Origin of the sequence: Arthrobacter sp. NPDC093139 (genome assembly GCF_044754165.1) — a bacterium.
Taxonomy (GTDB): Bacteria; Actinomycetota; Actinomycetes; order Actinomycetales; family Micrococcaceae; genus Arthrobacter.
Genome location: NZ_JBIVOO010000002.1, coordinates 75,167 through 96,310 on the forward strand (window position 1 = coordinate 75,167; position 21,144 = coordinate 96,310).

Consider the following 21,144-nt stretch of genomic DNA (forward strand, 5'->3'; position numbering starts at 1 on the left):
ACTATGAGTGACGAAACCCCTGAGGTTCCTTCGGACTCCGCGGAAACCCCCGAGGTAGTGCTGGAGGGGGACCTGCTGATCGACCGCGTGGAGCAGGTGGACCTCCAGACCGAGATGCAGCGGTCCTACCTCGACTACGCCATGGCTGTGATCGTGGGCCGTGCACTGCCGGATGTCCGGGACGGGCTTAAGCCCGTGCACCGCCGCGTGCTGTACGCCATGTTCGACGGCGGCTACCGCCCGGACCGCTCCTTCAACAAGTGCGCGCGCGTCGTGGGTGAAGTCATGGGCCAGTACCACCCGCACGGTGATACGGCCATTTACGATGCCCTGGTCCGCCTGATCCAAGACTGGACCATGCGCTACCCGCTGGCACTGGGACAGGGCAACTTCGGTTCTCCCGGCAACGACGGTGCAGCGGCACCGCGTTATACCGAAACCAAAATGGCGCCTCTCGCCATGGAAATGGTGCGGGACATCGACGAGGAAACCGTCGACTTCCAGGACAACTACGACGGCAAGAACCAGGAACCCACGATTCTCCCGGCACGGTTCCCGAACCTGCTGGTCAACGGCTCCTCGGGGATCGCCGTCGGCATGGCCACCAACATTCCGCCGCACAACCTCCGCGAGGTGGCCGACGGCGTGCAGTGGTACCTGGCCAACCCCACCGCCAGCCGGGAACAGCTGCTGGAAGAGCTGCTGCTCCGCATCAAGGGACCCGATTTCCCCACTGGGGCGACGATCCTCGGACACAAGGGCATCGAAGATGCTTACCGTACGGGCCGCGGTTCCATCACGATGCGTGCCGTGGTCAATGTCGAGGAACTCCAGGGACGTACGTGCCTGGTGGTCACCGAACTGCCCTACCAGGCCAACCCGGACAACCTGGCGATCAAAATCGCCGAATTGGTCAAGGACGGCAAGGTCCAGGGAATCGCCGACCTCCGCGACGAAACCTCCGGACGCACGGGCCAGCGCCTGGTTATCGTCCTGAAGCGTGACGCCGTGGCGAAGGTGGTGCTGAACAACCTTTACAAGCACACGCAGCTGCAGGAAAACTTTGGCGCCAACATGCTGGCCATCGTGGACGGCGTGCCGCGGACGCTAAGCCTTGACGCCTTCATCCGCCATTGGGTCACACACCAGTTGGACGTCATTGCACGCCGCACGCGCTACCGGCTGCGCAAGGCCGAAGAGGAAGCGCATATCCTGCGCGCCCTCTTGAAGGCGCTGGACATGCTGGACGAGGTCATTGCGCTGATCCGTGCCTCCAGCACCACTGAGGCCGCACGTGACGGGCTGATGCAACTCCTGGACATCGACGAGCTACAGGCCCGGGCCATCCTGGACATGCAGCTGCGCCGTCTCGCAGCGCTGGAACGCCAGAAGATCCAGGACCGCCACGCTGAACTCGAAGCGCTGATCGCTGAGTACAACGCGATCCTGGCTTCGGAAGAACGCCAGCGCGAAATCATCAGCAACGAGCTTGCGGAAATCGTGGCGAAGCACGGCGATGACCGCCGCACCAAGATCCTCATGGGATACGACACCGACATGTCCATGGAAGACCTCATTCCTGAAGAGGAAATGGTGGTCACCATTACCCGTGGCGGCTACGTCAAACGGACCCGGAGCGACAACTACCGCTCCCAGCAGCGTGGCGGCAAAGGCATCAGGGGCGCCCAGCTGCGCGGCGATGATGTCGTGGAACACTTCTTCGTCACCACGACGCACCACTGGCTGCTCTTCTTCACCAACCTGGGCCGAGTCTACCGCGCCAAGGCGTACGAGCTTGCCGAAGGCAGCCGTGATTCGAAGGGCCAGCATGTTGCCAACCTGCTGGCGTTCCAGCCTGACGAGCACATCGCCCAGGTCCTGGATCTGAAGGACTACCAGCACGCGCCGTACCTGGTGTTGGCCACCAAACGGGGCCTCGTCAAGAAGACCCGGCTGGAAGACTACGACACCAACCGGTCCGCTGGCGTCATCGCGATCAACCTGCGTGACGGGGATGAACTCGTCTCCGCACAGCTCGTCTCCGAAACAGACGATCTCATGTTGGTCTCCCGCAAGGGTCAGTCCATCCGCTTCACCGCCACGGATGACGCGCTGCGTCCGATGGGCCGTGCCACCTCCGGTGTGACGGGGATGAAGTTCCGTGAGGACGACGAGCTTCTCGCCGCGAATGTGGTGACCGACGGTTCGTACGTCTTCATCGTCACGGAGGGCGGTTACGCCAAGCGGACCGCCGTCGAGGAGTACCGATTGCAGGGTCGCGGCGGGCTGGGCATCAAGGTCGCCAAGCTTGCCGAGGAACGCGGCGACCTGGTTGGTGCCCTCATAGTCCAGGAAGAGGACGAAGTCCTGGTGGTCATGGAGGGCGGCAAGGTTGTCCGTTCGGCCGTGGCGGGGGTTCCCGCCAAGGGCCGCGACACCATGGGCGTCATCTTCGCGAAACCTGACAAGAACGACCGCATCATTGAGGTGGCGCGGAACAGCGAACGCGGACTCGAGGGAGAGGAATCTCCGGAGGATGACGTAACGTTGGCTGAAGATACCGGATCAGCACACGGGTCCGCAGAGGCAGAAACAGCAGAGGCAGAGTCGGCAGTGCCCGGAGCATCCCAGGGTGCGGACAACGATGCCGAGCTGAACGAAGACAACACCGGAGGTAACGAGTGAGTAATTCCGACTCATTTCCCAAGCCGAGCAGTAGCGGTAGCGGCGGGATGCGGCAGCCGGCGGCCGCTCCACGAGTGAACGCCCCGGTGCGTCCCGCTCAGAGCCCGGGCTCGGCGTCGGGGCTTCCGGGACAGCCGCCCGCCGCTCCCGGCCAGGCAGCTCCCCGACAAGCACCGGCACAGCCCGGCCCGGGGCAGCGCCCAGCCGCTCCCGGCCAGCGTCCGGGCCAAGGGCCAGCCCAGGGGCAACGTCCCCAGATGCCTGGCCAGCGGCCCGCCGTTCCCGGCCAGCGTCCAGGCCAAGGCGCCCCCGGACTCGTCAAGCCGGCGCCGAAGGCCAAGGTCCGCCGTGCGCGCCTGCTGGTCAGCAAGGTGGACCCCTGGTCCGTCCTGAAGATGGCCTTCCTGCTCTCCGTGGCCCTTGGGATCGTCACCGTGGTGGCGGCCATCGTGCTCTGGACCGTGCTGGACCTGACCGGCATCTTCGACCAGGTGGACAGCCTGCTCGGCACGCTCGCAGGCTCCGAAGGCGGCGGATTCGAATTGAAGAAGGTTGCTTCCCTCGGCCAGGTGGCGTCCTTTGCCACCATCATTGCCGTGGTCAACGTGGTGCTGTTGACGGCCCTGTCCATGCTCTCAGCCGTCCTGTACAACATCTCCGCCACCCTCGTGGGCGGCATCGGCGTCACCCTGACGGACGACTGAAAATCCCCGTGATTCCGCGGATGTAGGACCACGGAATGCCTCGATTTGAGATCGGGCCGGGATGTGCTGTAGAGTCATGTCTCGGCCCGATGAGGCATCGGGGCGTATAGCTCAGGCGGTTAGAGCGCTTCGCTGATAACGAAGAGGTCCCAGGTTCAAGTCCTGGTACGCCCACGGAACCTGCACAGGTTCAAGTAAAGGATCGGGTAAAACTGACCGGAACGGGGTGCGTGTGAAGAAGTTGCTGGCAGTTGCAGCTGCGATCGCAGGCGTCCTGCTCTACAGGAAAGTGCAGGAATCCGAAGCCCGGAAAACAGTCTGGAGCGATTCAACCGACACAGTTGAATAGCCCGGATACCCGCAGGCCGGCTGGTCAGACAGCCTTCCGAACTAGGGTATGATTGACGGGTTGCTTCTTATGGGGGCATGGCGCAATTGGTAGCGCACCTGCTTTGCAAGCAGGGGGTTCGGGGTTCGAGTCCCCGTGCCTCCACCATAAGGAAAGTCCCGGCCAGAGTTGGCCGGGACTTTTGTTTTAAGTCCGTCCCAATCCGGGGGCGTTGGGTACTCCAGACCAGCCGCAGCAGCACACTACGCTGGATCCGTGACCTTTTTCCTTGCCGCCCTGGGCGTCCTCGGCGTGGCTTCCTCCGGACCGCTCATCGCGGCGACCCTCGGTTCCACTACTGTGACTGCCCTGGCCATTGCCTTCTGGCGCAATGCGATCGGAGCCGCCGTCATGGCAGCTCCCACGCTGGTCAGGGAACCGGCGCAGTTCGGGCGAGTCACCGGACGGGAGTTCCGCTGGTCGCTCGTGGCGGCCTTCGCACTGGCACTGCATTTCGCCTGCTTTATCACCTCCCTGCAGCTGACCTCCGTCGCCGCCGCCACGGCGCTTGTCTGCCTGCAGTCCGCCTGGATCGCCGTCATACAGCTGTTCCGCGGCGTGAAGCACCGGTGGCAGGTCCTCGCCGGTCTGGGCACCGCGTTCGGCGGCGTCGTAGCCATCACCGGCTTTGACATGGGAACATCGCCCGAAGCACTGCTGGGCGACCTGCTGGCCGTGGCTGGAGGCCTCCTGGCAGGCATCTACACCCTGGCAGGGGGCAGGGCCCGGCAGAGCATGACAACGGGAACCTACACAACGCTGTGCTACGGAATGTGCGCGGCACTCGTGGGGGTGATGGCTCTCTTTGCCAACCAGCCGCTCGCGGGGTTCGAGGCGGCCGGGTGGATGGGCATCATAGCCATCACCGTGTGCGCACAGCTGATCGGGCACACCGCCTTCAACCACCTGCTGGCGACCATGAGTCCGCTGCTCGTCTCCATGATCATCCTGCTGGAGATTCCGGGAGCGGCGCTGCTCGCTGCCATCTTCCTGGAGGAAACGCTGCCAGCGGGGACGTACGGTGGCTTGGCACTGATCCTGGTGGGGCTCGCCGTCGTCGTGGCAGGGCAGCGCGGCGGCAAAGCCGGGCGCGGAAAACCGCCGGCAGAACGGCCTCTGGCGGAGCTGGGGACAGACTGAGGCCAGCCTCCCGCGCGGCCCGCCCGGCCCGCTGCTACTGGCCGCCGCGGCGGACGGGCTGGCTGGTGTTGACGGTGTGGATGGCGCGGAGCAGCTTGGCGGGAAAGTAGACCGAGAAGAAGACCACCATGGGCGCTTTAAGGGCCATCTTCTTCACGTTGTGTGCCTTATACGTGCGGTCGAAGCGCGTGACGTAATAGCGGTAATCGCGGGGTGAGTCTTCGAGCCGCCGGGCGGACATGCCTGAAACCATTTGCGGCCAGTACTGGATCTTCAGATCATGCTCTGCGAGGTGCAGGGACAGGTCAATGTCCTCATGCATCTCATCCTTCTCATCCCGGCAGGCTTCGTCCCGGATGATCTCCCATGCCCCGCGACGGAGCGCCATGTTGGATCCGAAAAGGAAGTGGTACTGGTGCTTGGCCAGTTTCAGCATCAGCTGCCGCATTTTGTCGTCAGCTTTGAGGCCAAATCGGCGCATGGGCATGTCGTAATAGACCACAGGCCCGGTGGCTGCCTGCGTGGACGGGTCCGCAAAGGCCTTCTGGACCTGTTCCACCCAGTCAGGTTCCACCACTGAATCGGCATCTATGCGGCCGAGGATATCTCCGGTTGCGTGGTCAAGACCGAAGTTGCGCGTGGGGATGAGGCCCTGTTCGCTGTCCTGGCTCAGCAGGATGATGGGGCTCTCGGGATACTCCTGCTGCATTTGCCGGACGATGTCCGCCGTACGGTCCTTGGACATGTTGTCCACGACGATGATCTCGTGCGCCGGAACCGACTGGTAGACAGCGGCGATCAGGCACTGCCGGATGACGCTTTCCTCGTTGTATGCCGGTATGACGATTGATACGCCCGGCAGCTGCGGAGCGTCATGCGAGGCATCCTCAAAGGATCTATCGGCTGACATCACCTCAAATTTAGCACCGATCGATTTTCTTCCCCTGCCCTGTGACCGCGCCCCGCGAAGACATGCCCGGAAAAGATGCGCGGCAGAAGAAAGGAGGGGCCCCGCCAGTCAGGCGGGACCCCTCCAGGTGCACGCCCCTTGGGCGTGGACGATGCTGTTTACCTGTCAGCCGGCTTGCTGGCGCCGTTTTCGATGTTGGCTGCAATGTTCTTCACGGCGGTCTTTGCGTCAGCGGCGACCGTGCCGGTGTCGGCGTCGGAATCCCCGGCAACATGCTTGGCCTTGTCCGCCGACCCTGCGTCGGTGTCCTCGGCGCTTACATCCGCCACTGGCGTGGCCTGCGCCGTGGCGGGCTCATTGACCGCTGCGGCCGGCACGGGAGACGGTGTCTCAGCGGCAGGGGTGGACGGCGCCGGAGTAACGGGCGCCGGGGTCTTCCACGGATCCTCGACCGGCTTGGACGCCTTCCAGGCAGCAACGCCGGCAGCCACGGCAGCCGCGATCACTCCAACAATCAGCAGCCCGCGCTTCTTCGGCTTTTCCGGCTGGATCAGCTGCTTCCCGGCAACCTGCGCCTGTTCCTGAAGGGAGTGGAGGATGCCGACGTCGCCGAGCTTTTGTGCCACGGCGTCGACACGGGCCGGAGCGTTTTCCAGCGTCCGGTGGACCACTTCCGACGCCGTGCCGATTTGGTCGGAGAGCCGCGGCAGGTATTCCACGACCACACGGTCCCGGGCCTGGGTAATCACGGGCGTGGCCCTGTCCAAGGCCTCATGCAGCCTTGGCGTTGCACCGTCGACGGCGTCGTGGATCTTGGGTGCCAGCTGCGCCAGTCCGTCCTGGATGCGCGGCGTCACCGTGGCAACTCCGTCAGCCAGGTTGTGGGCCGCTGTCTTGAGCCCGTCCTGGATCTTGGGGGAAGCGGTGTCGATGCCATGCTGCAGCCGGGGCACAGCCCAGTCCACTGCGGCTTCCACCCGGTCTTTTGCGTTCTCTACTGCGGAACTGACCGACAACTCCAGTTCGCGGGCAATACGATCCGATTTCTTCACAACTACCTCCCGATTAATGTGACGGTTCTGTTGTTAGCCTACGTGCAGGATGACCGGTGCTGCTATCGTTCCCGGGGATTGCGGACGGATTTCACCCAGCGCGGAACTGCCTTTGCTGCCCCGTGCGGCGTTGACCCTCCGTGAAAGAATGACCGTATGACTGCCACAGCAACTGCAAAAGCAACCATCCACACAAGCCTCGGCGACATCGTCGTGAACCTCTTCGGCAACCACGCGCCGAAGACTGTCAAGAACTTCATTGGATTGGCCACAGGCGAACAGACCTGGACGCACCCGGAGACCGGCGAGGAAAAGACCGGCACGCCGCTGTACAACGGCACCATCTTCCACCGCATCATCAAGGACTTCATGATCCAGGCCGGCGATCCCCTGGGCCGCGGCACCGGCGGACCGGGTTACCGCTTCGACGACGAGATCCACCCCGAATTGAGCTTCAACGCCCCCTACAAGCTCGCCATGGCCAACGCCGGCATCCAGATGGGCAAGGGAACCAACGGTTCCCAGTTCTTCATCACCACCATCCCCACCGACTGGCTGCAGGGCAAGCACAGCATCTTCGGTGAAGTGGCTGACGAGGAATCCCGCAAGGTCGTCGACGCCATCGAAGGCGTCCGCACCGGCATGGGCGACCGGCCGGTCGAAGATGTAACGATCAACAGCATCGATATCGAGCAGCTCTAACCCACACCATGAGTTACGGAATTCCGTCGGTCGAGCCGTCCGCGCAGGTTCCCGTGTGCCCCCGGCACCCGGACAGGCCCTCCTACGTGAGGTGCCAGCGCTGCGGGCGTCCCGCATGCCCCGAATGCCAGCGGGCGGCCGCCGTCGGATTCCAATGCATTGACTGCGTCAATGAAACAAAACGTACGACGCCGGCAGTCCGGACCGTCTACGGCGGCGCCGTGGCGACGGGCAAGCCAATGGTGACGTTCGCGATCATCGCCCTGTGTGCGGTGCTGTACGTCCTGCAGTGGCTGATCCCCGGCGACGAGGTCTATCAGAACCTGGCCTTCGCAACCGTCTATGCCACCCCCGAGTACGGGGTGTTCGAACCATGGCGCATGCTGACGTCGGCGTTCCTGCACTCGCAGGGCTTCATCCTCCACATCGTGCTGAACATGTACATGCTATGGATGTTCGGCCAAGCGCTGGAGCCGCTCCTCGGACGCGTCCGCTTCCTCGCCGTCTATATCCTGTCCGCGATCGGCGGCTCCGTCGGCTACCTCCTCCTGACTCCCGGCTACATCCCCGGCCAACCCCTCACGGGAGTGGTGGGCGCCTCGGGCGCAATTTTCGGGCTCTTCGGTGCCATGCTGGTAGTGCAGCGTCACAGAGGCGGTGAGACCAAGCAACTCTGGGTGCTCATTGCCATCAACGGCGTCATCGGATTCCTGGTGCCCCAGATCGCTTGGCAGGCCCATCTCGGCGGCCTCGTCACAGGTGCCCTGTGCGCCGCCGCGATCGCTTACGTCCCCCGCGGCCCGCGCCAGCACCTTCTGCAGTTTGCCGGTCTGGCCGCTGTTCTGGCGCTGCTGGCCCTCGCGTCCTGGTCCCGCATGATCGCCGGCTGACGGTTTCCTCACCGCTTCCCTTGCAGCTCCCTGTCTGCATCTACCTAGCCGACCAAAGCTCGCGGCCTGCTTCCCGTAACCTTCCAGCTCGGGATGCGCCCTGTCCTGCACCCATAACCTCCTGGATCGGTGGCCAGAGTCTTAGCGCTTACGTTTTCCACAGGACTTATCCACAGTGTGAGTAACTTACACACGTGTAGTTCCCTACTTGGCGTCTTGAATTCCCCGTCGTGGCGCGCTTTCCCCTACTTTGTCGACAGTTGGGTCCACACCTGTGGATAACCCTGTGGGGGCTCCCTGTGGGGAAGTGGACAACTTTAGGGCTCCCGGAGGGGCGTGACCTTACATGGGCCGATGGCCCGGCAACAAACTCACCGGATTGCCGGAAATCCCCGGAAAACCAGCGGAACCAATAGTCTCCTGACGCGGGCGAAGCAGGCCCGCGCTCCTATTCTCAACAGGGTTATGCACATTTGTTAATAACTTACAGCCGTGTAATTCAAGGACGGGAGACGGTCCTGAAGCCTACATGGCGGCGATTTGGGAGACTCTTCCCCACAGGTTATCCCCATCTGTGGATAACTTGTGGGTACACGACTGTTGTTAAGTGGATAAGCCCCACGGGTTCACCTCAGATTTACCATCACCGGGGGGCATATGACTGTGGCGGGCAGGTGGGCCAATGTGCCGCCTGCCGCTCCAGGCCGCGTGTAGTCTCGGACTATCCGCCAGCCAGCGCTACTGTCCGCCGGTGGCTTCCGGCGGGCTTATTCATCGAGGAGTACGCCGTGAGCACTACTGAACATATCTTCTTGGACAAACACCATCCCGCATCATGGCGTGCCCTCAACGGCCTGGGACTCAAGGTGCGGGAAGCGGCGATTGAGGCCGGGCTGGATCCTAAGCTCATCGAACTGCTGTACGTCCGCACCTCGCAGCTCAACGGCTGCGCGTACTGTCTGGACATGCACGTGTCGGACGCCCTTAAGGGTGGCGAATCCAGCCAGCGGCTGGCTGTTCTCCCCGCATGGCGCGACACCGAGCTCTTTGACGGTACTGAGAGGGCGGCCTTGGCACTTGCCGAGAGCATCACAAACCTCCCTGATGCGCGAACCCGCGAAGCGGAGGAAGCCTATGCGCGCGATCACCTGACAGCTGAGCAGTATTCCGCGGTCAGTTGGCTGGCCATCACGATGAACGCGTTCAACCGGGTTTCGATCACCAGCCAGCACCCTGTCCGGCGGCAAAGAGACTAGGGTGTCGCATTATCCACAGACTTTCCACAGTTGTTAATAACTTGAGCAGGTCTTTTCGTGAAGGAAGGGCCGCGCTAGAGGCCTTGAGCCGCTCTTGAGCCCGGAACCGGCTCCGGCTTTATCAACACTGTGGATATCCTTACCAACATCTGTGGACAGGGAGTGGGACGCCGGAAGCGGGGCCGTCAGTGCCAGACGCCGGACGTTCCGCGGCGGTGGCTGTCGATGAGATGGGTGTCCACCATGCCGATAGCCTCCATGAGGGCAAACATCGTGGTCGGCCCTACGAAGGCGAAACCCTTTTTCCGGAGTGCTTTCGAGAGTGCAATGGACTCAGGCGACGTGGTGGGCACATCCGCGTAGGTCACAGGTGCAGGAGTGGATGCGGGCTGAAAGTTCCACACAAAATCCACGAGCCCGCCCTCGTCGCGGAGGGCAATCGTAGCCTTGGCATTCGTAATGGCGGCCCGGATCTTCAGCCGGTTCCGCACAATGCCGGGGTCCTGGAGCAGCCTCTCGACGTCGGCCTCCGTGAAGGCCGCCACAGTATCGGGATGGAAGTTGGCGAAGGCCGCACGGAAGGCCGGCCTCTTGCGGAGGATTGTGGCCCAAGACAGCCCGGCCTGAAACGCCTCCAGGCTGATGCGTTCGTATAATCCCTGTTCGTCCCGGACAGGAAGTCCCCATTCGGTGTCGTAGTACTCCCGCATGAGGGGATCGGCAGAGGCCCATACCGGACGGGCGAGCCCGTCGTCGCCGATGATGATGCCGTCCGGGGTCATGGCAGCTGGACGGCCGTCAGGAACGCCAGCGCGTGGTCATGAGGAAGCCAGCAATCGCAATGCCGAACCCGGCAACGATGTTCCATGAGCCCCAGGTACCCACGGGTAGTGTTCCCTCGCTGATGTAAAAGGTAATGATCCAGAGGAGACCGATGATCATGAGCCCGAACATGACAGGCTTGAACCACACGGGGTTGGGCTTGTACGCCTGCGTCGCGGAGACGGATTCGGACGCGCGGGCAGTCTTCTTACGGGGCTTTGACTCGGGCACATGTCCTCCTTGGCGGGCTGAATCAAGAACGGCGTGCCGGCTTGATATCCTGCTAGCAGGAATATTGCCGGCGGTCTGCGCGCTCCTGGTCAAGTCTGAAGTCTTACTAGCAGCCAATTCTAGCTGTACTTCAGCCCACACCATCGCCCACCGCACCCGCCTTGGAGGAGATCGCGTGGTACTGCAGGAGAAGGTCAGACCCCCTGCCGCGCCGGTTTCCGGCGTCGTAATCCTGCGAAGGGCTGTCCAGGTCATGGGTGAGCTGCTGATAACGGCCGGCATTGTGCTCCTGCTCTTCGTCGCCTGGCAACTGTGGTGGACCAACGTCGCGTCCGATGCCAGGCAGGGCGAGGTGGTCAAGGACTTTGCCCGGGAACTGGGCGGACCGGTGGTTCCCGCGCCCGCGCCCAGCCCGGGAGCTTCGGCGGCAGCGTCGGGGACACCTGACTATGGAACTCCTCCGGTGGCCCAGGCACCCGGCCACGGCGGCACCATCGGCATCATGTACATCCCCAGGTTTGGCGAGAACTACACGCGCCCCATCGTTGAAGGAACCAGCCCCGATGTGCTGGACACCCTTGGCCTGGGCCACTACGGAAGCACCGCCATGCCGGGCGCGGTAGGGAACTTCGCGGTGGCCGGACACCGCCAGACGCACGGGGCCGTGCTGGACAATATCCACACCCTCGTTCCCGGAGACAAAATCTACGTCCAGACCAGGGACGGCTACTACGTGTACGTTTTCCGGAACAACCGGATCGTGATGCCCTCTAACGCTGACGTCCTGCTCCCGGTGCCCTCGCGGCCCGGTGCCAGGCCGACCGAAAGATTCCTGACCATGACCAGTTGCAACCCCCGCTTTGGTTCGCAGGAGCGGATCATTGCCTATTCCGTGCTGGACCACTGGCAGCCGGTGTCCGCGGGGCCGCCGCCGGAAATTGCGGCCCAGGTGGCACGGGCCCGAGGGGAAGGCTGAGACTTGTACGGTTGGATATTCCGGCACCTCCCCGGTCCGCTCTGGCTTCGCATCCTCACCTCGGCGGCGCTGATTGTTGGGACAGTGTTCCTGATGGTCGAGTTCCTGTTCCCCTGGATGTCACAGTTCACACAATTCACCGACTCAACGATTGGCGCGGCAAGTAAACCATGAGCACAACCAAGATCCTCGTCGTGGATAACTACGACAGCTTCGTCTACACCCTGGTGGGCTACCTCCAGGAACTGGGCGCCGAAACCACAGTGGTCCGCAACGACGACGTCACGCTCGCCGAAGCGATCGAAATGGCTGAAACGCGCGACGGCATACTCATTTCGCCCGGTCCGGGCTCGCCGTCCGAGGCCGGCGTCTGCATTGAACTGATCAAGTGGTGCGGAGACAGCCGGAAGCCCATGTTCGGCGTCTGTCTGGGTCATCAGGCTCTCGCCGAGGCTTACGGCGGCATTGTGACGCATGCCCCTGAACTGATGCACGGCAAGACGTCGCTGGTCCGGCATGAGGGCGTCAGCGTGTTCGCTGGCCTGCCCTCCCCCGTTACCGCAACGCGCTATCACTCGCTGGCAGCTGTGCGCGAGTCCATTCCGGACGTTCTCGAGATCACGGCGGAAACAGCCAGCGGCGTGGTCATGGGCCTGCAGCACCGCACAGCGCCGCTGTGTGGAGTCCAGTTCCACCCGGAATCAGTCCTCACCGAGGGCGGCTACCAGATGCTGGGCAACTGGCTTGAGTCACTCGGCATGAAGGGCGCGGCCGAACGCGCGGCTAAGCTCAGCCCGCTCATCCAGCACTAGCCGCCCATCCGGCACTACCGTTTGGCGGAGGCGCTGGGCGAGGCAGTCGGCTTGGGAGTGGAAGTTGGGGTCGGGGTCGGCGTCGGCTTTGGTGCCGGCGCCTTGGCCACGGTGATGGTGATGGTTTTTCCCTGTTCCACGAGGGTGTTCAGGGGATCGCTTTGGCCTGTCACCTTGCCCGGAGCCACTTGGGAATTCTCCACTTCACTGACGACAACCGGCAGATGCAGCCGCTTCAGGGCGGCCTCAGCCTCGGCGCGTGTCATGCCCCGGAGTTCGGGCACGGGCACCTTGCCTGTGGAAATGATGATCTCCACGGTGCTTCCCACCGCAACCTGCTGGCCCGGAGCGGGCTTGGTGGTGATCACCAGGCCGCCCGGAACCGTTGGGCTGTTGGCCATGGTGGTGGACGGCGCTCCCACCAGTCCGACCTGTCTCAGGATGTCACGGGCCGCCGCTTCCGTCCGGCCGGGCAACGCTTCAGGGATCTTGACGGCGCTTGGCCCGGCCGAAACGTTGAGCGTCACTTCCGAATCCAGAGTGAGAAATGATCCGGCCCCGGGCACAGTTCCGATGGCTGTCCCCTTGGCGACGGTGTCGTGCTGGACGCGCTGGATTTGGGGCCGCAGCTTGGCGTCGTAGAGCACCTGCAGGGCTTCTGATTCTGTGCGGGCTTCCACCGAGGGCACGGCAACCTTCACCGGCTCCGCCGGCGGCTGGTTCATGGTGTTGTACAGCCAGAGCCCGCCGCCTGCGAGCACGAGCAGTGTAAAAATGACAAACGTGGCGATCCACGCCCGACGGCGGGACTTCTGTACGCGCGTGCGCTCCCTCTCCCGCGGGAGACCCAGGGGAAGGTCCTCCTGTTCGGCCGTCTCATACATCGCGGCGGCCTCCGCAGGCAGAACGGACTCGGTGCCGGCCGGCTCATGGGCAGGACGGAGCCTGCCGCCCGGGGCATCGTCCAGGAAGCTGGCGCCTGTCATGAAGAAGGCTTCCGTGGCAGGCGGGCGATGGAGCTGCGGGACGTGGTCGTTCGGGTCCGTCGGCGCCTCGCTGGCGGACACCCCGGGCACGGGCACACCGTTTTGTGCGGCGCGCAGCGCACGCCTGAATGCCGCGGCATCCTGGAACCGGTCTACCCGGTTTTTCTGGAGTGCCTTCGCCAGGACGCTGTCCAGGGCTGCGGAAACATCTGGGTTGAGGCTGCTGGCAGGTTCGGGAATCTCGCGCACGTGCTGGTACGCCACGGAAACCGGGCTCTCACCGATAAACGGCGGGCGGCCGGTCAGCATTTCGTACAGCAGGCACGCCGCGGAGTACAGATCGCTGCGGGCATCCACGGTCTCTCCGCGGGCCTGCTCCGGCGACAGATACTGGGCAGTGCCCACGACGGCCTGCGTCTGCGTCATAGTCGCGGCGGAGTCTGCCATAGCACGGGCGATGCCGAAGTCCATGACCTTCACCATGCTTGAGTTCCTGCAGAACATCACGTTCGCCGGTTTGATGTCCCGGTGCACGATGCCGGCCTTGTGGCTGTACTCGAGCGCGGACAGGACCCCCAGTGTGTAGCTGACGGCCTGGCTGATGGTGATGCCCTTCGCCCTGATGAGGTCCCGCAGGGTTTCCCCGTCCACGAATTCCATCACGATGTACGGCACCCGGATATGGTCGTGGGCGTCCTCCGGCAGAGCGTGGTCACCGGTGTCGTAGATCGCCACGATGGACGGGTGGTTCAGGGCTGCAACAGCCTGCGCCTCACGTTTGAACCGGGCCTGGAACTGCGGATCACGTGCCAGGTCCGGACGCAGCAGCTTGATGGCCACTGTGCGCCCCAGCCGGGTGTCGGTGCCGCGGTGTACATCGGCCATGCCTCCCCGGCCTATGAGCTCACCGAGCTCATAGCGTCCGTTGAGGATGCGCTGGGCCGTCACCGGGATGCGGTCCTCCCGGTGCGACGGCGATCGTGGCGGCGTAGTCACTGCTTATCCCTGGCCCAGAGGCACACTTGGAGTGACGCTGGGGCTGGTCGTGGGCGGGGTGGTGGCCGGGGCCTTGGCGAGATGGTAGGTCACCGTGGAACCGGCATTGACTTTGCTGCCGCTGCCCGGCTCGGAGCTGACGAACGTCCCGGGCTCCTGTCCGGGCTCGCCATCCACATCAGGCCCTTTGACCCAGCGGAGGTTTGCGTTCTCGATCGCGGTCCGGACCTGTGCCTCCGTGCTGCCGGGAATGAGGTTGGGCACAGTGGACTGCTCCGGTCCCTTGGAGTACGTGACCTTGATGGTCTCCCCTGGCTGGACGGGGCCGGTCGGGTTGATTTCAGTGACTGTGCCGGGAGCTGCCGCATTGAAGACCGGTTCCCCGTCCACCTGGAGTCCGAGCGCGTTCAGTTCGTCCCGCACGTCGGTGAACTGCTTGCCCAGATAGGCAGCGGGAATGACATTGACCGTTTCCGGAGTGCTCTGGGTGGGGGTCTGCGTGGGCGTGGGGGTCGGCGACGTGGTGGTGGGCGTGGGGCTGGCACTCGTTGAGGTCGGGCTGCTGGCGGCACTTGACGTGGTACCGGCAGGTGACTGCGGCGGGAACAGGAGGCCCGCCTGGGTCAGGAGAATACCAACAAGGGCGAAGAGCACCAGCAGGATCAGAGCGATCAGCGGCCAGGTCCAGGGGCTGCGTCCGCGCCGCTCCGGCTCATCCGCCGGTTCGTCGACGTACTGTTCCTCCTCCTGCACCCAGCTGCGCTCCGCAGCGAGGGCGTCGGCCCGCGACAGCGTGCTGCCGGCACGAGTGGGTGCTCCGTCTGTTCCGGCGCCGGCCGCCGCAGCACCTGCAGCCGCCGCACCGAGCACCGGCAGTGCGGAAGTCGCCGTCGAACTCTTCTCGGTGCCGATGACGCCGGTGGGGGCCGTGTGCATATTGACCGGCGCGGTGATGGGCCCGGTGGCACCCTCGTAGAGCAGCATGCCGGGGACGGCCGCGTGCGCCGCCTGGATGTCCCCGTTCCGGATGGCCTCGGCGGCTTCCGAAAGTTTGATGGCATTGGCAGGCCGGTTCTTCGGATCCTTGGCCAGCATGGACATCAGGAGCGCGCGGACCGGCTTCGGAAGGGTGTCCGGCAGGGGCGGCGGAGCGTCGTTCACCTGGGCCAGAGCGATGGCGATCTGGGATTCGCCCGAAAACGGCCGGTGGCCTGTGAGGCACTCGTAGCCGATGACGCCCAGTGAGTAGATGTCCGAAGCTCCGGTGGCTGTCTGCCCGGTGGCCTGTTCGGGGGCAAGGTACTGGGCGGTGCCCATCACCTGGCCGGTCTGCGTGAGCGGCACCTGATCGGCAAGGCGGGCGATGCCGAAGTCCGTCACCTTGACCCTGCCGTCGGGAGTGATGAGAAGATTACCCGGCTTGATGTCACGGTGCACCAGCCCCTGGGCGTGGGCAACGGACAGTGCGCGGGCGGTTTGGGCGATGATGGACAGTGTGCGGTCCGGGGAGAGGACCTGCTCGTGCTCGATGATGCTGCTCAGCGGTTGGCCGGGCACCAGTTCCATGACGAGGTAGGCGGAGCCCTCCTCCTCGCCGTAGTCGAAGACATTCGCAATGCCCACGTGATTCAGGAGCGCGGTGTGGCGTGCCTCTGCCCGGAACCGCTGGAGGAAGCCTGGGTCGCCCGTGTACTCCTCTTTGAGCACCTTGATGGCCACGATCCGTCCGAGGATGAGGTCTTTGGCCTTCCAGACTTCGCCCATGCCGCCGATCGCAATACGCGTGGTCAACTGGAATCTGCCGCCGAGGGTGATTCCTGATGTAGGCCTCACTTATTCAACACCGCCTCAAAAATCTTCTTTGCGTTCGGACTGGTTAGCTGTGCGCCGGTGGTGATGTCAACGCCCTGCATGACGATCGTGACAGACACCTGCGGGTCATTTGCGGGGGCAAACCCGGTGAACCACGAGTTGTTAAGGCCATCGATACCGAGTTCGGCGGTGCCGGTCTTGCCGGCCACCTGCACGCCGGGTACCGCAGCGCCGGCACCGATGCCCTGGCTGACCACGCTGGTCATCCATTCGGTGATCTGACCGGCAATTTCCGGGGTGGTGGAGGTCCGGAGCGGCACCGGTTGTGGTTCTTCGAGGACGCGTAGATCCGGCGACCGCACGGCCTTGATGAGGTTGGGGGCCATTTGTACTCCGCCGTTGGCGATGGCTGAGGTCATCAGCGCGATCTGCAGCGGTGTGGCGCGGACGTCGCGCTGACCAATGGCCGACTGGGCCAGCCCGGCGGCGTCCAGGTCCCGCGGGAAGATGCTTTCGGCGTAGTCGAGCTTGAGCTGGTCTCCCAGTTCCTGTCCCCAGCCGAATTTCGCTGCCTGCGCGGCGATCGCGTCCTCACCGAGCTTTTCAGCAATGCTCGCAAACGGGGTGTTGCAGGACTGCTGGAGCGCGAACGCGAAGTCAGCGGTGTTGCGGGTGTAGCAGTTGCCGCCGGCATAGTTTGGAAGCCGGTACTGGATGCCGGGGAAGGACATTTCCGCGGGATTCGGCAGCTGGCTGTCCGCGTTGTATTTTCCAGATCCCAGCGCAGCAGCAGTGTCCACGATCTTGAAGACCGAGCCCGGCGCCAAGAGCGCACCGGTAGGCCCACTGACGGACGGGTTCAGGTTGATTCCGGGGACCTTGATGATGTCGTTGTAGCTCGCCTGCTCCTTGGCCGCGTCTTGGGTGGCAATGAGGTTGGGGTCATAGGACGGCTTGCTGACCATGGCGAGGATGTCGCCGGTCTTGGGATTGGTGACCACGATCGATCCCCGCTGCCCGTCCGGTATGAGGTCGTACGCGAGTTTCTGGATTTTGGGGTCGATGGTCAGCTCCACGGACGCACCCTTGGGCTGGTTGCCCAGGAAGAGCTGCCCGATGCGGTCCAGGAACAGCTGGTCCGAGCTTCCTGCCAGCTGGGCGTCCATGGCGCGCTCGAGACCGGTCACGCCATAGTTCTTCGAGAAGTATCCGGTAATGCCGGCATAGAGCTCAGGCTGGGTGTAGGTCCGCTGGAACTTGCAGGTTTCGTTGCCCTCCACGGACTCCGCAATGGGGGTGCCGGCCACGAGGATGGCGCCGCGGTCATTGCAGTAGTTCTGGAGAATGGCACGCTTGTTCCACGCGTTGGCCTTGAGCTCGTCCGCCCCGACCACCTGGACGTAGCTGAGGGCACCGAAGATCAGGGCGAACATGGCGATCGCGGCAACCCACGAGTGTCGAATGGCTTGGTTCACAGTTGTTTCACCGCCTCGGTGGGAGCGTCCGGAAGGGTCTGGGTGGCGTTTTTGCCGGGCCTGCCCGTTGCCGCTGGCGGCCCTGGAGCCCGCTGCGCCTCGGGCGTCCTGCCTGGCTGCATGGGCGTGGTGTCCACAGGTCCGCGGGCCGTGTGCGAAATCATCAGCAGGAGGCCCACGATGATCCAGTTGGCCAGGAGGGAAGATCCTCCGGCTGCAAGGAAGGGGGTGGTGAGGCCTGTCAGTGGAATAAGCCGCGTGACGCCACCGATGACGACGAAGCATTGCAGCGCCACAGCGAAGGACAGCCCGCATGCCAGCAGTTTGCCGAAGGCGTCCCTCGTGCCTAGTGCGGCGCGGAATCCGCGGGTGAACAGCAGCAGGTACATCATGACGATGGCGAACAGCCCGATCAGGCCAAGTTCTTCACCGAATGAGGCGATGATCATGTCGCTGTTGGCAAACGGCACGAGGTTGGGGCGGCCCTGGCCAAGCCCGGTCCCCACGAGTCCGCCGCTGGCCATACCGAAGAGGCCCTCTACGATTTGGCCGCTGCCGCCCGGCGAGCGTCCGAAGACCTCTTCCGTGAACGCATTAAGCCAGGAGTCGATGCGGAGCGCGACGTGTGAGAAGACCTGCGACGCAACGAAACCTCCGCCCAGGATGAGCGAAACGCCGATGACCACCCAGCTGATGCGGCTGGTTGCCACGTAGATCATCACAATGAACAGGCCGAAGAACAGGACGGAGGAACCGAGGTCACGCTGGAAAATCAGCACGCCGATGCTTACGAGCCAGGCGGTGATCATGGGTCCCATGTCCTTGAAACGCGGGAACTGAAGCGGCCCGATCTTCCGGCCGGCGAGCATGATCAGATCGCGGTTCGACGATAAATAACCTGCGAAGAATATAGCCAGGGTGATCTTGGCGACCTCACCGGGCTGGAAGGTCATGGGTCCCAGCCTGATCCACACGCGGGCGCCCAGGATCTCGCCTGCGGAAATGCCGGGAATCAGCGGAAGGATGAGCAGCAGCGCACTGACGGCCAGCGAGATGTAGGTGAAGCGGCGAAGGATCCGATGGTCCTTGAGGAGCCAGATCACGGCGATGGCCACGGCCATCGCGATGAGTGTCCAGCGCATCTGGTTGTTGCCGGTGTCCTCGCCGGGGGCGTCGAGACGGTGGATCATTGCCAGGCCGAGCCCGTTGAGGGCGACGACCAGCGGAAGTATTACCGGATCTGCATACTTGGCCCGGATCCGAAGCACGACGTGGAAGGCGAGAGCGGCCACGGCTAGAAGGCTGGATTGGAACCAGAAGTCAGTGTCGAAGGCGTTCTGGTCATCGATGCTGATCAGTGCGTTGGCACCGATGCTGACAGCAAGGGCCAGCATGAGCAACAACAGCTCCACGTTTCGCCGGGGCTTGGGCATCGTTTCGGCGTGGCTCATTGGCCCCCCTCACAGGTTGCGGTTGGGGACGGCGCGGGGGACGCACCGGGGGCGGCGGTTTGCGACGCTGTCGGCTTGGGGCTGGCCGTGGCGGCAGGTGCTTTCGCGGCAGGAGCCTTGGCAGCCGGCACCTTTGCGGCCGCGGTTCCTGCGGGGGTTGGCTTGGCCGATGTGGCACGCGGAGTCGGGGACGCCGTGGACGTCGGTGAAGCCGAAATGCATTCATCCGATGGGGCCGTCGTCCCGGTCCGCTCGAGGTTCTTCACGATGCGCTGGGCGTCGTAGAGGTCGCGTGCCGGCACGGTCTGGCGAACGCGCTGCTGCGAGAACTGCGGCAGGGACTCCATCCGAATTTCGGTGACGGCCTCAAGCGTCGACAGCTGGATGGGGCCCAGGCGCTGCGAAACGCCATTGAAGATCGCCACCCGCTGGTCGAACTCGCCAATGTAGTACCGGGTCTGCGTCCAGGCGTAGCCCAGCCAGAGCCCCACGACGAGGACCATGAGGGCCGCAGCCGCGATGCCGATGGTGACCCAGCGGCGCGGCCGGCGTTCGGCTCCGAGATCTTCCGCCTCGTCACGGGCCGGTTCGGCCTTGTGCGTCAGCACGGTGGCTGCCCGGCGGGCCACGGTGCGCCCGGCGATTGTGGGGATGGATCCGGTCTCCGCCGCGGTGACTGCAGCACCGACGAGGAGGTGGGGGCGTGAGGACAGTTCCTCGCGGAGCACCTCTGCCGAGAGGTGCTCACCCAGGTGCGGGTCGGTACTTGTTGTGGGCTCCTTGGATTCAGGCTGCTCGGGGCCTGCGACTGCGGCTTTGCCGTCCTCGGAGGAAGGGGCATCATCTGAATCGTCGGCCTTCGGGCCGGGGGTGGCGGCTTCAGAGGCGGGTGCTGCAGGGGTTGGTGCTTCAGCGGCGCGCGCGGTTGCCTTTTCCGGTTCAGCCCCGGCGCCCGGTTCCGCAGCGGCGGAGGTTCCGGCCGCGGCGCCGGCGGCGCCCGCGGCGGCAGCGGGCTTGGCGGCACCGTCCGGCGAGGCGAGTTCCGCGGAAGGCACGATGTCGACGGCGGCTGTTTTGATGTCGTCGAGCGTCTCCTCGACGATTTCCACCATCACGACCGTGACGTTGTCCGGGGCGCCTGCCTCCAGGGTGAGATCGACCAGGGTTTCCACGCATTCGTGGATGTCCTTGGTTTCGCGGACTGTCCGCTCCACGACGTGCCCGGCCACATAATTCAAGCCATCGGAGCACAGCAGCCAGCGTTCGCCGGGCTGCACCTCCAAGGTGGCCAGGTCCAGTTCGGGGCTCGCATCGACGTCGCCGAGCACGCGCATCAGGACATTCTTGTGAGGATGGGTTTCGGCCTCTTCAGGGCGGAGCCGGCCTTCATCGATCAGGCGCTGGACGAACGTGTGGTCTACGCTGACCTGTTCGAACTCGCCGTTGCGCAGCCGGTAGGCACGTGAATCGCCGATGTGTGCGAAGTGCAGCTTGCCCTCGGCGAGAAGCAGGGCCGTCACGGTGGTGCCCATTCCGGCAAGTTTGGGATTGATGTGGACGAGCTCCGACAGCAGGGAATTTGCCGTCTGGATTTCGTCGGCCAGAACGGTTTCGGCGTCGCCGTCGTAATCGTCAGTGTCCAGGTGGATCATGTCCAGGACGGTGGCCGCGGAGGCCACGTCCCCTCCGGCATGGCCTCCCATGCCGTCCGCCACGACCGCGAGGTGCCGCCCCACGTAAGCGGAGTCGTCATTCTTCGCCCGGACGCGGCCGACGTCGGACCGCGCGGCATAGCGCATGATCAGGGGACGCGGGGAGGCTGGCGCCTTCTCCACGGGAATGTCCGGAGCGGCCAT

18 protein-coding genes and 2 tRNA genes are annotated in these 21,144 nt (G+C 64.1%); 11 read left to right on the forward strand and 9 right to left on the reverse strand.

The genetic code is table 11. The annotated features are described in order from the left end of the window. The first annotated feature begins 3 nt into the window (after window positions 1-3). The 6 genes from gyrA to ACIP90_RS03415 all read left to right on the forward strand — a co-directional run bounded on the left by gyrA (window position 4) and on the right by ACIP90_RS03415 (window position 4,917). The gene (gyrA, locus tag ACIP90_RS03390; RefSeq protein ID WP_400576934.1) at window positions 4-2,685 is read left to right on the forward strand and encodes a DNA gyrase subunit A; all 2,682 of its coding nucleotides are present in this window, start codon (window positions 4-6) and stop codon (window positions 2,683-2,685) included. Next, window positions 2,682-3,389, forward strand: a complete 708-nt coding sequence (locus ACIP90_RS03395; protein ID WP_400576937.1) for a DUF3566 domain-containing protein — start codon at window positions 2,682-2,684, stop codon at window positions 3,387-3,389. The genes gyrA and ACIP90_RS03395 overlap by 4 nt, the downstream gene beginning before the upstream one ends. Window positions 3,390-3,489: 100 nt before the next feature. Further along, a tRNA-Ile gene (locus tag ACIP90_RS03400) sits at window positions 3,490-3,563 on the forward strand. A gap of 58 nt (window positions 3,564-3,621) precedes the next feature. Continuing rightward, window positions 3,622-3,738 carry a DLW-39 family protein gene (locus ACIP90_RS03405; RefSeq protein ID WP_400576940.1) on the forward strand — a complete coding sequence of 39 codons (117 nt, stop codon included), beginning with the start codon at window positions 3,622-3,624 and terminating at the stop codon, window positions 3,736-3,738. 71 nt (window positions 3,739-3,809) lie between these two features. Beyond that, a tRNA-Ala gene (locus ACIP90_RS03410) sits at window positions 3,810-3,885 on the forward strand. Between the two features lie 108 nt (window positions 3,886-3,993). Then, a complete protein-coding gene (locus tag ACIP90_RS03415) occupies window positions 3,994-4,917 on the forward strand; it encodes a DMT family transporter (protein WP_400576943.1) in 924 nt (307 codons plus the stop codon). A 34-nt stretch (window positions 4,918-4,951) separates the two neighbouring features. Here ACIP90_RS03415 and ACIP90_RS03420 read toward each other — a convergent pair whose 3' ends face one another. Both ACIP90_RS03420 and ACIP90_RS03425 read right to left on the reverse strand, forming a co-directional pair. Further along, window positions 4,952-5,827 carry a glycosyltransferase gene (locus ACIP90_RS03420; RefSeq protein ID WP_400576946.1) on the reverse strand — a complete coding sequence of 292 codons (876 nt, stop codon included), beginning with the start codon at window positions 5,825-5,827 and terminating at the stop codon, window positions 4,952-4,954. Between the two features lie 158 nt (window positions 5,828-5,985). Next, the gene (locus ACIP90_RS03425; protein WP_400576948.1) at window positions 5,986-6,879 is read right to left on the reverse strand and encodes a hypothetical protein; all 894 of its coding nucleotides are present in this window, start codon (window positions 6,877-6,879) and stop codon (window positions 5,986-5,988) included. A 156-nt stretch (window positions 6,880-7,035) separates the two neighbouring features. Between ACIP90_RS03425 and ACIP90_RS03430 the strand changes: the two genes are divergently transcribed. The 3 genes from ACIP90_RS03430 (at window position 7,036) to ACIP90_RS03440 (ending at window position 9,727) form a co-directional block, all read left to right on the forward strand. Then, window positions 7,036-7,581 (forward strand): peptidylprolyl isomerase, encoded by a 546-nt coding sequence (locus ACIP90_RS03430; protein ID WP_400576951.1) that lies wholly within the window; start codon window positions 7,036-7,038, stop codon window positions 7,579-7,581. 8 nt (window positions 7,582-7,589) lie between these two features. Beyond that, on the forward strand, window positions 7,590-8,471 hold the full coding sequence (locus ACIP90_RS03435; RefSeq protein ID WP_400576953.1) for a rhomboid family intramembrane serine protease: 882 nt from the start codon (window positions 7,590-7,592) through the stop codon (window positions 8,469-8,471). Window positions 8,472-9,259: 788 nt separating this feature from the next. Further along, the gene (locus ACIP90_RS03440; RefSeq protein WP_400576954.1) at window positions 9,260-9,727 is read left to right on the forward strand and encodes a carboxymuconolactone decarboxylase family protein; all 468 of its coding nucleotides are present in this window, start codon (window positions 9,260-9,262) and stop codon (window positions 9,725-9,727) included. 185 nt (window positions 9,728-9,912) lie between these two features. Here the strand turns inward: ACIP90_RS03440 and ACIP90_RS03445 are convergent, their stop codons facing one another. Both ACIP90_RS03445 and ACIP90_RS03450 read right to left on the reverse strand, forming a co-directional pair. Then, the gene (locus tag ACIP90_RS03445; RefSeq protein WP_400576956.1) at window positions 9,913-10,509 is read right to left on the reverse strand and encodes a DNA-3-methyladenine glycosylase I; all 597 of its coding nucleotides are present in this window, start codon (window positions 10,507-10,509) and stop codon (window positions 9,913-9,915) included. A gap of 16 nt (window positions 10,510-10,525) precedes the next feature. Beyond that, window positions 10,526-10,780 (reverse strand): cell division protein CrgA, encoded by a 255-nt coding sequence (locus tag ACIP90_RS03450; RefSeq protein ID WP_400576958.1) that lies wholly within the window; start codon window positions 10,778-10,780, stop codon window positions 10,526-10,528. A gap of 175 nt (window positions 10,781-10,955) precedes the next feature. Here ACIP90_RS03450 and ACIP90_RS03455 point away from each other — a divergent pair, with 175 nt between their 5' ends. Together ACIP90_RS03455 and ACIP90_RS03460 are read left to right on the forward strand one after the other, a co-directional pair. Continuing rightward, the gene (locus ACIP90_RS03455; RefSeq protein ID WP_400576960.1) at window positions 10,956-11,756 is read left to right on the forward strand and encodes a class E sortase; all 801 of its coding nucleotides are present in this window, start codon (window positions 10,956-10,958) and stop codon (window positions 11,754-11,756) included. 170 nt (window positions 11,757-11,926) lie between these two features. Further along, a complete protein-coding gene (locus tag ACIP90_RS03460; protein WP_400576963.1) occupies window positions 11,927-12,568 on the forward strand; it encodes an aminodeoxychorismate/anthranilate synthase component II in 642 nt (213 codons plus the stop codon). Between the two features lie 14 nt (window positions 12,569-12,582). Here ACIP90_RS03460 and pknB read toward each other — a convergent pair whose 3' ends face one another. From pknB to ACIP90_RS03485, 5 genes are read right to left on the reverse strand one after another with little or no spacing between them, the layout of a single operon-like run. Further along, window positions 12,583-14,550 (reverse strand): Stk1 family PASTA domain-containing Ser/Thr kinase, encoded by a 1,968-nt coding sequence (pknB, locus tag ACIP90_RS03465; protein WP_400576965.1) that lies wholly within the window; start codon window positions 14,548-14,550, stop codon window positions 12,583-12,585. A gap of 3 nt (window positions 14,551-14,553) precedes the next feature. Next, window positions 14,554-16,383 (reverse strand): protein kinase, encoded by a 1,830-nt coding sequence (locus ACIP90_RS03470; protein ID WP_400576967.1) that lies wholly within the window; start codon window positions 16,381-16,383, stop codon window positions 14,554-14,556. Then, window positions 16,380-17,837, reverse strand: coding sequence for a peptidoglycan D,D-transpeptidase FtsI family protein (locus ACIP90_RS03475; RefSeq protein WP_400576969.1), 1,458 nt, complete (start codon window positions 17,835-17,837; stop codon window positions 16,380-16,382). Before ACIP90_RS03475 ends, ACIP90_RS03470 begins: the two co-directional genes overlap by 4 nt. After that, window positions 17,834-19,288, reverse strand: coding sequence for an FtsW/RodA/SpoVE family cell cycle protein (locus tag ACIP90_RS03480; protein ID WP_400576971.1), 1,455 nt, complete (start codon window positions 19,286-19,288; stop codon window positions 17,834-17,836). The genes ACIP90_RS03475 and ACIP90_RS03480 overlap by 4 nt, the downstream gene beginning before the upstream one ends. Continuing rightward, window positions 19,285-21,144 (reverse strand): PP2C family protein-serine/threonine phosphatase, encoded by a 1,860-nt coding sequence (locus ACIP90_RS03485; protein WP_400576974.1) that lies wholly within the window; start codon window positions 21,142-21,144, stop codon window positions 19,285-19,287. Before ACIP90_RS03485 ends, ACIP90_RS03480 begins: the two co-directional genes overlap by 4 nt.